10 protein-coding genes and 2 pseudogenes are annotated in these 14,892 nt (G+C 66.0%); 9 read left to right on the top strand and 3 right to left on the bottom strand.

The window, feature by feature from the left end; genetic code table 11:
- Positions 1-166 precede the first annotated feature (166 nt).
- From KZO24_RS20490 to KZO24_RS20480, 3 genes are all read right to left on the bottom strand, one after another.
- Entirely contained in the window at positions 167-1,117 is a 951-nt protein-coding gene (locus tag KZO24_RS20490; RefSeq protein WP_271182754.1) for a sterol desaturase family protein, read from the bottom strand.
- A gap of 260 nt (positions 1,118-1,377) precedes the next feature.
- Entirely contained in the window at positions 1,378-2,388 is a 1,011-nt protein-coding gene (locus KZO24_RS20485; protein ID WP_486487625.1) for an MBL fold metallo-hydrolase, read from the bottom strand.
- A 29-nt stretch (positions 2,389-2,417) separates the two neighbouring features.
- Positions 2,418-3,503, bottom strand: a complete 1,086-nt coding sequence (locus KZO24_RS20480) for an MBL fold metallo-hydrolase (RefSeq protein ID WP_271182756.1) — start codon at positions 3,501-3,503, stop codon at positions 2,418-2,420.
- 238 nt (positions 3,504-3,741) lie between these two features.
- On the opposite strand from KZO24_RS20480, the gene KZO24_RS20475 reads away from it, so the two are divergent.
- From KZO24_RS20475 to atzF, 9 genes and pseudogenes are all read left to right on the top strand, one after another.
- On the top strand, positions 3,742-4,215 hold the full coding sequence (locus tag KZO24_RS20475) for a CopG family ribbon-helix-helix protein (protein WP_051211558.1): 474 nt from the start codon (positions 3,742-3,744) through the stop codon (positions 4,213-4,215).
- A gap of 234 nt (positions 4,216-4,449) precedes the next feature.
- On the top strand, positions 4,450-5,538 hold the full coding sequence (locus KZO24_RS20470) for a putative urea ABC transporter substrate-binding protein (protein WP_008831946.1): 1,089 nt from the start codon (positions 4,450-4,452) through the stop codon (positions 5,536-5,538).
- 117 nt (positions 5,539-5,655) lie between these two features.
- A pseudogene (locus KZO24_RS20465) lies at positions 5,656-6,470 on the top strand (ABC transporter permease).
- Positions 6,467-7,213, top strand: coding sequence for an ATP-binding cassette domain-containing protein (locus tag KZO24_RS20460; protein ID WP_271182758.1), 747 nt, complete (start codon positions 6,467-6,469; stop codon positions 7,211-7,213). The pseudogene KZO24_RS20465 and the gene KZO24_RS20460 overlap by 4 nt, the downstream one beginning before the upstream one ends.
- 179 nt (positions 7,214-7,392) lie before the next feature.
- A complete protein-coding gene (locus KZO24_RS20455) occupies positions 7,393-7,872 on the top strand; it encodes a CopG family ribbon-helix-helix protein (protein ID WP_197524482.1) in 480 nt (159 codons plus the stop codon).
- Complete coding sequence (locus KZO24_RS20450) at positions 7,869-8,693, top strand: urea amidolyase associated protein UAAP1 (protein WP_271182759.1); 825 nt, start codon at positions 7,869-7,871, stop codon at positions 8,691-8,693. Before KZO24_RS20455 ends, KZO24_RS20450 begins: the two co-directional genes overlap by 4 nt.
- 17 nt (positions 8,694-8,710) lie before the next feature.
- A complete protein-coding gene (locus KZO24_RS20445; RefSeq protein WP_486487624.1) occupies positions 8,711-9,346 on the top strand; it encodes an urea amidolyase associated protein UAAP2 in 636 nt (211 codons plus the stop codon).
- A pseudogene (gene uca / locus KZO24_RS20440) lies at positions 9,343-12,938 on the top strand (urea carboxylase). Before KZO24_RS20445 ends, uca begins: the two are co-directional and overlap by 4 nt.
- Positions 12,935-14,695 carry an allophanate hydrolase gene (gene atzF / locus KZO24_RS20435; RefSeq protein ID WP_271182761.1) on the top strand — a complete coding sequence of 587 codons (1,761 nt, stop codon included), beginning with the start codon at positions 12,935-12,937 and terminating at the stop codon, positions 14,693-14,695. Before uca ends, atzF begins: the two are co-directional and overlap by 4 nt.
- Positions 14,696-14,892 lie beyond the last annotated feature (197 nt).

Raw genomic sequence — 14,892 nt, 5'->3', positions numbered from 1 at the left:
CTTGGTCGCGCCCGGTGGGTGTGTATGTGAGGACCCTCATTCGTACGCCGGCCATCGCTTTGCGGATGTCGTGCCGACGCGCTTGCACTGCCCTCGGCCTTGAATGCCGCCGAGGTGTTCGCTCCCGTGATGCGTTGAATTATTACTGCGGCTCGGTTGGCCGTTTTCAGTTGGCAGGCTGTGCGGTTTCGCCGCGCGCTGCCCTGATCCGTTCGATCAGGGGCTGGAACGGGAACAGGAACTGCTCCCGGATGGACAGGCGCCTGAGATCGTCCTGCCCGACGACGCTGGCTTCACCTTCCTTGTAGGTGCCGAAGATGCGATCGAGCAGGATCAGCGAATTGCCGTAGTTGCAGCGCGTACTCTGGTAATCGGTCGAGTGATGCAGGCTGTGATGTCGGATCGTGGTGAAGAAGAAGGAATAGAACAGCGGCGGATCGGAGCGCACGTTGGCATGCGCGAACGTCGACACGACGTTCAGGATGTTGAAGCCGCAGAACAGCGCGGTCGGCGAGAGGTCGAACAGCGCCAGCACGCTCAGGCTGATCAGGAACAGCTCGATCGGATTGCCGACTGCGCCTTTGGCGGCATTGAGCTGGGTTATGTGGTGGTGCGGCGCGTGGGTCAGCCAGAACGGCGTCGAATTGTGCATCAGGCGATGCATCCAGTACTGGCCGAACTCCATGACGAAGACCACCAGCGCCACTTGCAGCAGCCAGGGCATGTGCATCGCCCACTGCGTGGTGATGCCGAGCGATTTCTTGACGGCCTGCAGCGGTTCCTCGGCCAGCGCGGTCGCGGTCCAGGAAATGACGGTGGCGCTCAGCACGACGTAGAACAGGTCGGTGAAGAACTCACGCCAGTTCATGCGCCATCCGGCGTGCCGCTCATGCACGAACTCGAGGCCCAGCACGACGACGGTGATCAGCGCGGAAGTGACGATGATCGTCCAGCCGTTGTCGGTCAGCGCCTTGGGCGCGAAAGCCCAGAACGCAACGATCACGGCGACGAACGCCGGAGGCACGAGGTTGAAGATCTTCTGCTTCACGCCGTCATCGTTCGCGAAGGCAGCCGCATCGTTCGAGAGAACCGTGTTGCGGACTGGCAGTTGTTCCATCGAAAACCCCCATCCAGACCGGTGGACCGGCCTGCTGTTACAAGATTCTCTCTCCCCGTTTCTTCGCTCTGACCGGCGATTTGATACAAGCTATGGATATTACGTTTCTCGTCAAGCGTATTAATTGAAGGCTGTGCGTTTTGGTGACGAGGCGCGGGAAATCGCGCTGGAGCGTGGTTTTTGTGCATCTGCGTAACACGCTTGTCGTCCGCAGATGCGCTCGGCGGCGCGTATCCGGCGCGCCGCCGATTCGGGCACCGTCAGTAGCGGTAGGGATTCTTGTCGATCGTCGTCGTCCCGCGCGTCTGGTTGCACAGGAAGACGGTGCCGGTGAAGTAGATGCCGGGCTCGGTGATCTTCTGCGCATAGGCCCAGGCCTCGCGCAGCTGCTGCACGGTCATCTGCACCGGCGCCTCGTCGGGCTGATAGGTCATGCCGTACGCGTAGTCCTCGCCGTCCTTGCTGATCTCGACGTGGCAGCCCATGACGTGCGTGACGGGGTGCGTGTCGCAGAACTGGATCAGGCGCTTCATGCTGTCGAACCACGGTTCCCAGAAGCTGATGTAGCAGCGGCCTCGATAGAACATGTCCCCGGTATAGAGGATCTGCGTGTAGCTGTCGTAGTACGCGAACTCGGAAACGACGTGCCCCGGCGAGCCCCAGATCAGGACCTCGCGCCCGCCGAGGTCGAGGGTCACGCGCTCCTCGGGGAAATTGGTCATGCCCCAGAAGCCGACCATCTCCTCGTGCGTGAGGCCCATGTAGCGGGTGTTGGGGCGGTCGGCGAACTGGTTGGTCGCGGCGTAGTGGTCGTCGTGGAGATGGCTGAACGCCACCAGCAGTTCGAGGCTGGCCGGATCGCGCCCGTTGCGGCGGCACCAGTCCTCGATGCACTGGTCGACCACGGCTCGCAGATCGTAGTCGTTGCGCAGTTGCACGTAGCCTTCATCCAGCAGCAGCACGCGGTCGTTGCCGAAATAGAGCGTTGCGAACGGAGCCTCGTAACTGTAGGCCTTGTTCTGGCGCAGGATCGCGGTGTGCGGATTGTACCAGTGGACCTGCACCGGCGGGTCGGTGTTGTCGATGCAGGACGACGAGCCGCAGATCCACTTGTCCGGGAAAGTGCCGGTCGCGGGCAGGTTGGCCTTGAAGTCGATCGGCGGCGGGCGTGTCGCGGCGGAGGCGGCGTCGGACAGCCCGGTCAGCGCGGCGCCGGTCAGCGGCACGGCGGCGATGGCGGCGTTGTAGGTCAGGAAGGCGCGTCGATCCACGACAGGGCTCCTTGTATGGGAAAGTGGCGTCAGAACGGGTGCGGGGCGCGGATGTTGGGCACGCCCTCGGGCCAGATCGGGGTGCGCTGGTCCGGACTGACGCCGTTGAACAGCACGAAGTCGGGGCGGATCAGCATCATGTCCTTGCCCTGCACCGCGCGGGCGGCCTCAAGCGCTTCGTCGATCAGGTTCGGCGTCATTTCGAGCACTCGCTCGTAGGGCTTGAAGGTGGCGAAGCGCGGGTAATACTTGCCCGGCACGAACATCATCTCGATGTGTCCGCCCAGCAGCCACTTCACCGGATTGGCGGCGGCGAAAGCCTTGAGCCTTTCCAGCGAGGCGACGAAATCGGTGTCGTTGCCGATGTTGATCTTGCCGGGGAACAGCAGGTCGCCGGTGAACAGCAGGTCGCAGTAGGGATCGTAGAAGCTCACCCCGTCCTTGTGCGTGCCGGGGGTCGGGACGACCGTGATCACGCGATCGCCGAGGTCGATCCTGCCGGTGCCCGAAGGCCAGTTCGCGATGCCGTAGGTCTTCTGCATCAGCGCCAGCGGCTTGGGGACGATCGTGGTGTCCGGCCGGTCGGCGAACTGGACGAGGCCCTGGTTCTGCGCGATGTCCTCGGCCGAGGTGAGCGCGACGGTCAGCGGCACTTTGCTGCGCCCGCGCGCCTTTACCCAGCGCGCGATTATCGCATCCACCGTCTCACGCAGGGGGTAATGCGCGGCGTTGGCGGTGGCGCCGGTGTCGATCAGCAGCGCGCCCTTGTTGCCGAACAGCAGGTACGTGAACGGCGCCTCCCAGTGGACGCACACGTTCTGGCGCAGCACGAAAGTATCCTCGTTGTACTGCACCACCTGCACGCGCGGATCGCGGTTCTTTGCCGCGACGTTGGAGCCGTAAGTCCAGCGGAACGAGAGGCTGCCTGCCGCCGGTCCGTCGCAGGCATAGTCGTGCGTGACCGGTCTAGTGCGGTGCAGCGGCAAGGCGCTGTCGGTATTACGCACGCCCGGCGGGTTGTACCCCAGCGCCGGGTTGCCGTTGGGATAGGCGCGCCCGGTGGCGGCCTGCGAACTGCCGGAAAACCCCGTGCTACGGGTAGGACTCTGTGCCAAGAAATGCCCCCACACTGGCTGCGAGCGGGTGAACACCGGCTCGATCTCGGGTCAGCTTATCGATATTACAAAACGTGACAACGGTATTATTTTTGTGCGATGAGAGTATCACTCCACCGCCGACTGCGCCTCCAACTGCTGCTGTCATCGGCGGCAAGGTTGGTATAGGGGAGGGCTGTTGTTGTTCCAGAAAGGGCGCCGCTTGAGCACCGATCCCGCCAGTCTTGCCCGGCTCTCCATGAGCCTTCCCGCAGACCTGTTCCGCCAGCTGGATGCCATGGTGGAGGAGCGCGGGCTGCCCTCGCGCTCGCAGCTGATCGCCGAACTGATCCGCCACGCCCTTGCCGAGCATGAGGCTTTGACCCGGCCGGAAGAGATGCTCGCGGGAACGATCACGCTGGTCTACCGGGGCGACAAGGGGCGGGTGCGCCACCAGCTGGCGCAGAGCCAGGCGGAATACCTGAAGGAAGTGATCTCCTCGCAGCACGTCTTCCTTGAGGACGACCAGTCGATGGAAGTCCTGCTGGTGCAGGGCCCGGCCGAGCGGCTGAAGGAACTGTGCGACGCGCTGCGCGCCATTCGCGGCGTCCACCAGCTGCAGCTGGTCACCACCACCGCGCTGCTGCCGCCGCTGCACGAGCAGGATGAAGTCGCCGCGAAGGTTGCCGAAACCCCGCGCAGGCCGCAGCCGAAGGACGAAGTGGCGGCCTGAAGACTTCGTATCGGTAGGCCTTCTTCGTCATTGCGAGCGTAGCGAAGCAATCCAGGGCGGCGTCCAACCTCCCTGGATTGCTTCGCTACGCTCGCAATGACTAAGGTGGAGGGTGGCTCGCCGGCGGGCAGCGTACTCTGCGCGCAAGTATTACAAAAATCGCGCACCGTAATAATTTTCGATGGACAAGGACCCGAATCGCAGCAATGTTGCACTGCGAAAGGGGACCGAGTCATGATCGTATCGATCCGCAGCATTGCCAAGGCCGCGTTGATGGCCACCGCGATGCCGGCAGTACTTCTCACCGCCGCCTGCTCGCAGGCGCCGAGCGAAGCGCCCAAGCGTACCGAATTCAACATCGGATGGTCGATCTACGCGGGCTGGATGCCCTGGCCCTATGCCCAGCAGGCCGGGATCGTGAAGAAGTGGGCCGACAAGTACGGGCTCAAGATCAACATCGTCCAGGTCAACGACTACGTCGAGTCGGTCAATCAGTACACGGCGGGCAAGCTGGACGGCGTCACCGTCGCCAACATGGATGCGCTGACGATTCCGGCAGCAGGCGGCAAGGACACCAGCGCGATCATCGTCGGTGACTATTCCAACGGCAACGACGGCATCCTGATGAAGGGCGGCGACCTCAAGGCGATCAAGGGCCAGTCGGTCAACTTGGTTGAGCTTTCGGTGTCGCACTACCTGCTGGCGCGCGGGCTGAACTCGGTCGGCATGCAACTGCGGGACGTGAAGACGGTCAACACCGGCGATGCCGACATCGTCGGCGCCTTCGCCAGCCCCGACGTCAAGGTCGCGGTGGCGTGGAACCCGCAGCTCAATGCGATGAAGGCGCAGCCGGGCGCGAAGCTGGTGTTCAGCTCGGCCGATATTCCGGGCGAGATTCTCGACCTGCTCTGCGTCGATACCGCCACCCTCAAGGCCAACCCCAATCTCGGCAAGGCGCTGGCGGGCATCTGGTACGAGACGACCGCGCTGATGACGCGCCAGGACGCCGAGGGCAAGGCCGCCCGCGCGGCCATGGCCAAGCTCGCGGGCGCCACGCCGGAAGCGTTCGACAGCCAGCTCAGCACGACCTTCCTCTATTCCGACGCCAAGGCTGCCGTCGCCGCGACCGACGCGCCCGCGCTGGTCACCACGATGACCCGCGTGCGCGACTTCAGCTTCTCCAAGGGGCTGTTCAAGGGCGCCAGTTCGGCCGACGCGGTGGGCATGTCCTTCCCCGGCGGCAAGACGCTGGGCGATGCGCAGCACGTGACACTGCGTTTCGACGATAGCTTCATGAAGATGGCCGCCGACGGCAAGCTCTAGCTAAATACCGTTCGTCATTGCGAGCGCAGCGAAGCAACCCAGGGCGGTTGCCGCAACACTGGATTGCCGCGCTTCGCTCGCAATGACGAGATGCGATAACAGAACGGGATCACGACAATGCGCTGGGTGAATCGTCAGGTCGGGCGAGGGGGCGGGTGCTTCTCGGCGCGGTTCCGATCCTGCTGCTCCTGCTGGTCTACATCGTCATGGCCGCCAGCCGTCATGCGGTGAACCCGGCCGACAAGATACTGCCGCTGCCCGGCGCGATGGCCGAAAGCATGTCGGCGCTGCTCTTCGTGCCCGACCAGCTCACCGGCCAGCTGGTGTTCTGGGCGGATACCATGGCGAGCCTGCAGCGCCTTGGCATCGGCCTTGGTATCTCGACGCTGATGGCGCTGGTGGTGGGCCTTGCGCTCGGCGTCTTGCCGCCGGTGCGCGCGACGTTCGGCCCGCTGGTCACCGGCATCGCGGTGATCCCGCCGATCGCGCTACTCCCGATCCTGTTCATCGCGCTGGGCCTCGGCGAAACCTCCAAGGTCGCGCTGATCGTCATCGGCATCGCGCCGGTCATGATCCGCGACATCGCCGCCCACGTCTCCGCGCTTCCTCGGGAGCAGGTGATCAAGGCGCTGACGCTGGGTGCCAACAGTTGGCAGGTGATGATCCGCGTCGCCCTGCCGCAAGCCATGCCGCGCCTGCTTCACGCCATCCGCCTCGCACTCGGCCCGGCCTGGGTGTTCCTGATCTCGGCCGAGGCGATCGCGTCCGACGTAGGGCTCGGCTACCGCATCTTCCTCGTGCGCCGCTACCTCTCGATGGACGTGATCCTGCCTTATGTCGCCTGGATCGCGCTCCTCGCCATCGCGATGGACATGGCGCTCACTTTCCTCAGCCACCGGCTGTTTCCCTGGGCACATGGAGAAAGCCATTGAGCACCCTCCTGAGCTTCCGCGACGTCTGGGTCGAATATGGCGACCGGATCATCATCGAAAAGCTGAACCTCGACATCGAGGAAGGCGCCTTCGTTTCCATCGTCGGCCCATCCGGCGCGGGCAAGAGCAGTTTCCTGCGCCTGATATTGGGGCAGGAAGGGCCGAGCCGAGGCGTCATCACCCTCGACGACACGCCGCTCAAACCCGAATGCGGGCCGGATCGCGGCGTCGTGTTCCAGCGTTATTCGGTGTTCCCGCACCTGACCGCACTGCGCAACACGATCCTCGGGCTCGAATGCGAGAAGGCCCCCGTGCTCGGCCGCCTGTTCGGCAGCGCCCGCCGCGCCGCCGTCGAGGAGGCGACCGAGATGCTGACGGCGGTGGGCCTCGGCCATAGCCTCGACCTCTACCCCGCGCAGATGTCGGGCGGCATGCAGCAGCGCCTCGCGATCGCGCAGGCGCTGGTCAAGCGGCCGCGCATCCTGCTGCTCGATGAGCCGTTCGGCGCGCTCGACCCCGGTATTCGTGCCGACATGCACGCGCTCATCCGCAATCTGTGGCGCAAGTATTCGCTGACGATCGTGATGGTGACGCACGACATTCGCGAGGCATTCTCGCTGGGTACGCGCGTCCTTGCGCTCGACAAGCGCCGGCACGATCCGCACGCGCCGCACCGCTTTGGAGCCACGGTCGTCTACGACCTGCCGATGCGCGAGCGGGCGGAAGAGACGGAGGCCGAGTGATCGCGTCCAGCAACCTCCCTTTCGTCATTCCCGCGAAGGCGGAACCCATCTCCTGAAGGTGCCTGTCGCACAGTCATCAGATGGGTCCCCGCCTTCGCGGGGATGACGGAAAAGAAAGAATGCAATTAGTTTAAATATTACGATTGACGTAAATCGTAATACCTGAAAAGAGAATGGGCATGGGCACAGACTCCGCAAGCCTGGCTCGGCTCAGCATGAGCCTTCCGGCAGACCTCTTCAGACAGCTCGACATGATGGTGGCGGAACGCGGCCTGCCTTCCCGCTCCCAGCTCATCGCCGAACTGATCCGCCATGCTCTGGCCGAGCACGGTTCGCTGATGCGGCCCGAGGAGATGCTCGCGGGCACCATCACCCTCGTCTACCGCAGCGAGCGGGGCCGCGTGCGGCACCAGCTCTCCCAGACGCAAGCCAGTTACCTGAAGGAAGTGATCTCCTCGCAGCATGTCGTGCTGGAGGACGACCAGTCCCTCGAAGTTCTTCTCGTGCAGGGTCCGGCCGTGCGGCTGAAGGAACTGTGCGACGCCATCCGCCGGGTGCGCGGGGTGCAGCAGCTTGAGCTGGTCACCACCACCGCCCTCCTGCCGCCGCTCTACGACCAGAGCGGAGACGACTTCAAGAATATCGGAGCGCATTCATGACCGAAACATTGGCCGATCCGCTCGCAGCCCGAGACCATGCGCGTGCCCAGGGCGGCACCGTGGTCGAGAGCATGCCGGTGCTGCCTCCCGTGGCGGGCGATCTGCCCGAGGGCGTCGATGCCGCCGACCTCGTGTGGGAGGAAACCATCGCATCGGGCGGCTACGCCACGCGGCGCCTGACACGCGGCTCCCGGTTGCGGCTGATCGACGGGAAGGGCGACGCCTGCGCCTCGATCCTGCTGTTCAACGCCGAGATGCCGACAGAACGCCTCAATGTGGCGGACACGGTTAAGGTCCAGTGGAACGCCTATCTCGGCGAAGGCAAGCTGCTCCTCTCCGACATGGGCCGGGTGATGATGAGCATCGTCGAGGACAGCGCGGGCACGCACGATACCTTCTGCGGCACCTCCAACCCCGCGATCAACCTCGCCAAGTACGGCGAGGGTCGCAACTCCGGTGCCTTCCCTAGCGGCCGCGACCGCTTCCTTCTCGGCGCCGCTAAGCACGGCCTCGGCCGCCGCGACGTGCATCCCTGCGTCACCCTGTTCAAGGGCGCGCGGATCGAGGCGGACGGCGCGATCACGCCCGAGGTAGGCCCGTTCGAGCCCGGCCGCACCGTGATCCTGCGTGCCGAGATGGACGTGATCGTGGTGATCGCCAACGTCCCCCACGTCCTCGATCCGCGCCCCGAATACACCGTGACGCCGCTGCGCGCCTCGGCATGGCGCGGTCCGGTGACGGGCGAGGACGACCCCGTCCGCTCCGCGACGCCCGAAGGCCTGCGCGCCTTCGAGAACGTCGAAGACTACTTCCGCCGCTGAACAAGGGACACGCGATCATGAGCACCGATCCTCACATGTCCGGCCTCACCGGCACCGTCATCCACGACATCGTCGTCCCCGCCCGCGCGCCCTGGCTGCATCACGTCAAGGCCGGGCAGACGCTGCGCATCGTCGACCTCGAAGGCAACCAGGCGGTCGATTTCCTGCTCTATTCCGCCGCCGACGATGCCGAGCGCTACTCCGCGCAGGACACCGTCGCGGCGCAGGGCAACCTGTTCCTGCGCGAAGGCACGAAGCTGCTTTCGAACGAGGGCAATGCGCTGATGACCATCGCCGCCACCTCGGTAGATTATCACGACACCATCGGCGGTGCCTGTTCGTGCAGATCCAATACCTTGCGCTACGGCCATCACACAAAGTCTGAACACGCCTGCGTCGAGAACTTCCTGGAGGCCAACCTCCTCGAAGGGCGCGGCAAGCGGGACATCGTCTCCAACATCAACTTCTTCATGAACGTTCCTGTCGAACCCGACGGGTCGCTGGGCATCGTCGACGGAATATCCGCGCCGGGCCTGACCGTGGACCTGCGGGCAGAGATGGACGTGATCGTCGTCGTCTCCAACTGCCCGCAGGTCAACAACCCCTGCAACGGCTTCAACCCCACTCCAGTCCGGATGATCGTCACCGCATGAGCTTCGACACCGTCCTGATCGCGAACCGGGGCGCGATCGCCACCCGCATCATCCGCACGCTGCGCGGCATGGGCCTGAAATCCGTCGCGGTCTATTCCGAGGCGGACGAGAACTCCAACCACGTATCCGAAGCCGACGAGGCCGTGTTCATCGGCGGCGCCAAGGCTTCGGAAAGCTACCTCAACATTCCCGCCATCATCGCGGCGGCGAAGAAGACCGGGGCAGGGGCGATCCACCCCGGCTACGGCTTCCTGGCCGAGAACGTCGAGTTCGCCGAGGCCTGCGCGGCGCAAGGCATCGTCTTCGTCGGCCCGACCACCGACAACATCCGCACCTTCGGCCTCAAGCACAGCGCCCGCGCATTGGCCGCTGCGCACGAGGTGCCGCTGGCGCCGGGCACCGACCTGCTCACCGACGAGGAAGCGGCGGTCAGCGCCGCCGCGTCGATCGGCTACCCGGTCATGCTCAAGGCCACCGCAGGCGGCGGCGGCATCGGCATGCGCGTCTGCACCGACGAGGCGCAGCTGCGCGACGGTTTCGCCACCGTGAAGCGGCAGGGGCAGAGCAACTTCGGCGACGCCGGGGTCTTCCTCGAACGCTACATCGGCCGCGCGCGTCACATCGAAGTGCAGCTGTTCGGCGATGGCGAGGGCCGCGTCATGGCTCTGGGCGAGCGCGACTGCTCGCTCCAGCGCCGCAACCAGAAGGTGGTCGAGGAAGCCCCCGCGCCGCTTCTTCCCGAGAGCGTGCGCACCGCGCTCTACGCCGCTGCCGTGCGTCTGGGCGAGGCCGCGAAGTACCGCTCGGCAGGCACCGTGGAGTTCCTCTACGACGCCGACCGCGCCGAGTTCTTCTTTCTTGAAATGAACACCCGCCTGCAGGTCGAGCACGGCGTCACCGAGATGGTGATGGGCATCGACCTCGTCGAATGGATGGTACGCGGCGCTTCGGGCGATTTCGCCTTCCTCGATGCGCCCGCGCCGACGATGAAGGGCCATTCGGTGCAGATGCGTCTCTACGCGGAAGACCCTTCGCTCGATTACCGCCCGACTTCGGGCACGCTGACCGCGCTGGAATTCCCCGAGGACATCCGCGTCGAGACGTGGTGCTCGGCGGGCAGCACCGTCAGTGCGTGGTACGATCCGATGCTGGCCAAGCTCATCGTCCACGCGCCCACCCGCGAGGAAGCGGTGGAAGCGGCCCGGCGCGCGATCGACGCCACCCGCGTGGACGGCATCGAGACGAACGTGCGCTGGCTGCGCGACGTGGTGCGCACCCCGGCCTTCACCAGCGGCGAAGTCTCGACCAGGGTGCTCGACGGCGTGGTCTTCACCCCGCGCGCCTTCCGCGTCGTCAGCGGCGGCACCGCGACGACCGTGCAGGACTGGCCCGGCCGCCAGCACCTGTGGGCCGTGGGCGTGCCGCCCTCGGGCCCGATGGACGACCAGTCGTTTCGCCTCGGCAACCGGCTGCTCGGCAATCCCGAGGGCACGGCAGGGCTTGAGGCCACCGTCACCGGCCCGACCCTGGCCTTCGTTTCCGACGCGCGCATCTGCCTTATGGGTGCGGACTTCGGCGCCACGCTGGACGGCGTGCCGGTGGAGCGCGGCGTTCCCATCGACATTGCAGCGGGCCAGACGCTGGCGATGGGCCGCGCCTCCTCCGGCGGTTTCCGGGGCTATATCTTGTTCGCGGGTGGGCTCGACATCGCTCCCTACCTCGACAGCCGCGCCACCTTTGAGCTGGGCCAGTTCGGCGGCCACGCCGCGCGCCGCCTGCTGGCGGGCGACACGATCCACCTCGGTTCGGAGCCCACCGACGCCGCGTTGCCCGCCGTCACGCTGCCCGCAATCGGCAACGAATGGACCTTGCGCGTCCTTTACGGCCCGCACGGCGCGCCGGACTTCTTCACGCCCGAGGACGTGGAAATGGTCATCAATGCCGAGTGGAAGATCCACTACAACTCCAACCGCACCGGCGTGCGCCTGATCGGACCCAAGCCGCGGTGGGCGCGTACCGACGGCGGCGAGGCGGGACTTCACCCTCCAACATCCACGACAACCCCTATGCCATCGGTGCGGTGGACTTCACAGGCGACATGCCGATCATCCTCGGCCTCGACGGGCCGTCGCTCGGCGGGTTCGTGTGCCCCTTCGTGGTGATCGCGGCGGACCGCTGGAAGATCGGCCAGCTCGCTCCCGGCGATAAGCTGCGCTTCGCCCCTGTCACCATCGAGGACGCCGCAGCCGCCGACGCCGCCCAGCGCGCCTTCGTGGCGACCGGCGCAGTGCCGGAATCCACCCCGGCGCGCGGTGTGGAAACGCTCACCCCGATCCTGTCGGAAATCCCCGAAGGCCCCGGCCGTCCGCGCACGGTCTACCGCCAGCAGGGCGACCGCAACATCCTCGTCGAATACGGCCCGATCGTGCTCGACATCGAACTGCGCATCCGCGTCCACGCGCTGATGACCGAGCTGGAACGCCTCGCCGCGCCCGGCATCATCGACATCGTGCCCGGCATCCGCTCGCTCCAGCTGCACTTTGACGGCGCAGAGATGGACCAGAAGGCGGCGCTCGCCATGCTGATCGCCGCCGAGGAGCGGCTTGGCGACCTCGAGGACTTCACGATCCCCTCGCGCGTGGTCCACCTGCCGCTCAGCTGGCGCGACCCCGCGATCGTCGAGACGATCGAGAAGTATATGGCCACTGTGCGCGACGATGCGCCGTGGTGCCCGGACAACATCGAGTTCATCCGCCGCATCAACGGTCTGCCCGATCAGGCTGCGGTGGAGAACCTGATCTTCGAGGCGAACTACCTCGTCATGGGGCTTGGCGACGTCTATCTCGGCGCGCCGGTCGCGACGCCGGTGGACCCGCGCCACCGCCTCGTCACCACCAAGTACAACCCCGCGCGCACCTGGACGCCGCCCAATGTCGTGGGCATCGGCGGCGCCTACATGTGCATCTACGGCATGGAGGGGCCGGGCGGTTACCAGCTGTTCGGGCGCACCGTGCAGGTCTGGAACACCTATCGCCAGACCGAAGCCTTTACCGAAGGCAAGCCCTGGCTGCTGCGCTTCTTCGACCAGATCCGATTCTATCCCGTCAGCGCGGAGGAACTGGCCGACTGGCGCCGCGAATTCCCCGCCGGTCGCCGCGCCCTCAGGATCGAGCCGAGCGAATTCCGCCTCGCCGACTACCGCGCCTATCTGGCCGAGAACGCCGCCGGGATCGCCGAGTTCGAACAGCGCCGCAAGGCCGCCTTCGACGAGGAACGCGCCGAGTGGGAGCGCCTCGGCGAATTCGACCACGCCGCCGATCTCGCCGATGCGGACCTGCCCGCCGAGGAGGCGATCGAACTGCCCGAGGGCTCCGACTTGGTCGAGGCGCCTTATGGCGGCAGCGTCACCCGCCTGCTGGTGCAGCCGGGCGATACCGTCGCGGCGGGGGACAAGATCGCGGTCCTTGAAGCGATGAAGATGGAATGCGCGGTGGAAAGCCCGGGCAGCGGCACGGTTTCGGCGCTCTACATGCGCGAAGGCCAGTCGCTGCAGCCCGGCGCCCCGATGCTCGCCCTGAGGAAACATGCATGACCCGTTTGAGCGCCACCCGTATCGCCGCCGCCGTCAGGGCCGGTGAGACCACCGCCGTCGCCGTGGCCGAGGACACTTTCGCCCGCGTCGAGGCCTACAATGCCGTCCAGCCGCAGATCTGGATCAGCCGCGCCACCCGCAGCGAACTGCTCGACGCCGCCGCTGCGGTGGACGCGCGCATCGCGGCGGGCGAGGACCTGCCGCTGGCGGGCGTGCCCTTCGCGGTAAAGGACAATATCGACGTCGCCGGGTTCGAGACGACGGCGGCCTGTCCCGCCTTCGCTTACGAGCCCGAGGACGATGCCGGCGTGATCGAGCGGCTGCTGGCGGCGGGCGCGGTCTGCGTGGGCAAGACCAACCTCGACCAGTTCGCCACCGGCCTCAACGGATCGCGCAGCCCTTACGGGATACCGCGCAATGCCTCCAACCTGAACTACGTCAGCGGCGGGTCCAGCTCCGGCTCCTCGGTCGCGGTGGCGGCGGGGCTGGTGGCCTTTTCGCTCGGCACCGACACCGCCGGATCGGGCCGCGTGCCTGCCGCGTTCAACCACCTGATCGGCATGAAGCCCACCAAGGGCCGCTGGTCCACGCGCGGCCTCGTCCCGGCCTGCCGCACGATCGACTGCATCACGGTATTTACCGACGACACCGCCGATGCCCGGCTGGTGGACGGCGTGGTCGCGGCCTTCGATGTGGCCGATCCCTACTCCAAGCCGCTCGCGGACCAGCCTCTCGCCGTGAGGCGCATCGGTGTGCCGCGCCGCGAACAGCGGGTGTTCTTCGGCGATGGCGAGTCCGAATACCTTTACGACAAGGCGCTCGCCAAGCTGGCGACCTTGGGCGAACTCGTCGAGATCGACCTCGCCCCGCTGCTGGAGGCCGCGCAGCTGCTCTACGGCGGCCCTTGGGTGGCCGAGCGGACCGCCGCAATGGAGGGCATTCTCGCCGCCAACCCGCTCGCGGTCGATCCCACCGTGCGTGCGGTGGTCGAGCCCGGCAAGGCGATGAGCGCGGTCGAGCTGTTCAACGGCATCTACCGCATGGCCGACCTCAGGCGCCACGCCGACCTCCTGTGGGCCGACATCGACATGATGGCCTTCCCCACTACCGGCACCACCTACCGTGTCTCCGAGATGCTGGCCGCGCCCATCGCGCTCAACAGCAACCTGGGGCTCTACACGAATTTCGTGAACCTGCTGGACATGGCCGCGCTGGCCGTTCCCGCCGGTATCCGCGCCAATGCCACCGGCTTCGGGATCACCCTGATCGGCCCGGCCGACACCGACCGCGCCCTGCTGGACGCGGCCGACGCCTACCTTGCGGTCGCGGACTTGCCCGCGCCGCCGCCACTCGATCTGGAGGGAAAGATGCAAACCGTGAAGCTCGCCGTCGTCGGCGCCCATCTGAAGGACATGCCGCTGCACTGGCAGCTGACCAGCCGCGACGCCGAATTCGTCGGCGCCTTCGAGACCGCGCCCACTTACAAGCTCTACGCCATTGCCGACAGCGTGCCGCCCAAGCCTGCGCTCGTCCATGACGAAGCGGGCGCCGCGATCAAGGTCGAGGTCTATGAACTGGGCGTCGCCGAGTTCGGCAGCTTCACCGTCGATGTCCCCGCGCCGCTCGCCATCGGCAACGTGACGCTGGCGGACGGCACCACCGTCAAGGGCTTCGTCTCCGAACCGCGCGCGCTGACCGGGGCTGAGGACATCACGCATCTGGGTGGTTGGCGCGCCTTCATCGCGAGCAAGGGCTGAGCGAGAGGGCAGGCCAAAGTGACACCTCCCATACTTCGTCATTGCGAGCGCAGCGAAGCAATCCAGGGCGGTTTGAGACTGCCCTGGATTGCTTCGCTGCGCTCGGAATGACGGGATGAGGTTGATGTTTCCGCCGTAAGCACGATGGCGTTGATCGGGGCCGACACTACTTTTTCTTACTGAGAGGGGCAAAATCC

This window comes from Novosphingobium sp. NFX11, assembly GCF_057376415.1.
The sequence above is the reverse complement of the archived record's forward strand: the minus strand, read 5'-3'. Positions and strand labels throughout refer to the sequence as shown.

What these genes read in the sequence shown, in the direction of transcription:
- KZO24_RS20445 (WP_486487624.1), top strand. Translation starts at nt 8,711, where the DNA reads ATGAGCACCGATCCTCACATGTCCGGCCTCACCGGCACCGTCATCCAC.
- KZO24_RS20475 (WP_051211558.1), top strand. Translation starts at nt 3,742, where the DNA reads ATGAGCCTTCCCGCAGACCTGTTCCGCCAGCTGGATGCCATGGTGGAG.
- KZO24_RS20455 (WP_197524482.1), top strand. Translation starts at nt 7,393, where the DNA reads ATGGGCACAGACTCCGCAAGCCTGGCTCGGCTCAGCATGAGCCTTCCG.
- KZO24_RS20470 (WP_008831946.1), top strand. Translation starts at nt 4,450, where the DNA reads ATGATCGTATCGATCCGCAGCATTGCCAAGGCCGCGTTGATGGCCACC.
- KZO24_RS20490 (WP_271182754.1), bottom strand. Translation starts at nt 1,117, where the DNA reads ATGGAACAACTGCCAGTCCGCAACACGGTTCTCTCGAACGATGCGGCT.
- KZO24_RS20450 (WP_271182759.1), top strand. Translation starts at nt 7,869, where the DNA reads ATGACCGAAACATTGGCCGATCCGCTCGCAGCCCGAGACCATGCGCGT.
- atzF (WP_271182761.1), top strand. Translation starts at nt 12,935, where the DNA reads ATGACCCGTTTGAGCGCCACCCGTATCGCCGCCGCCGTCAGGGCCGGT.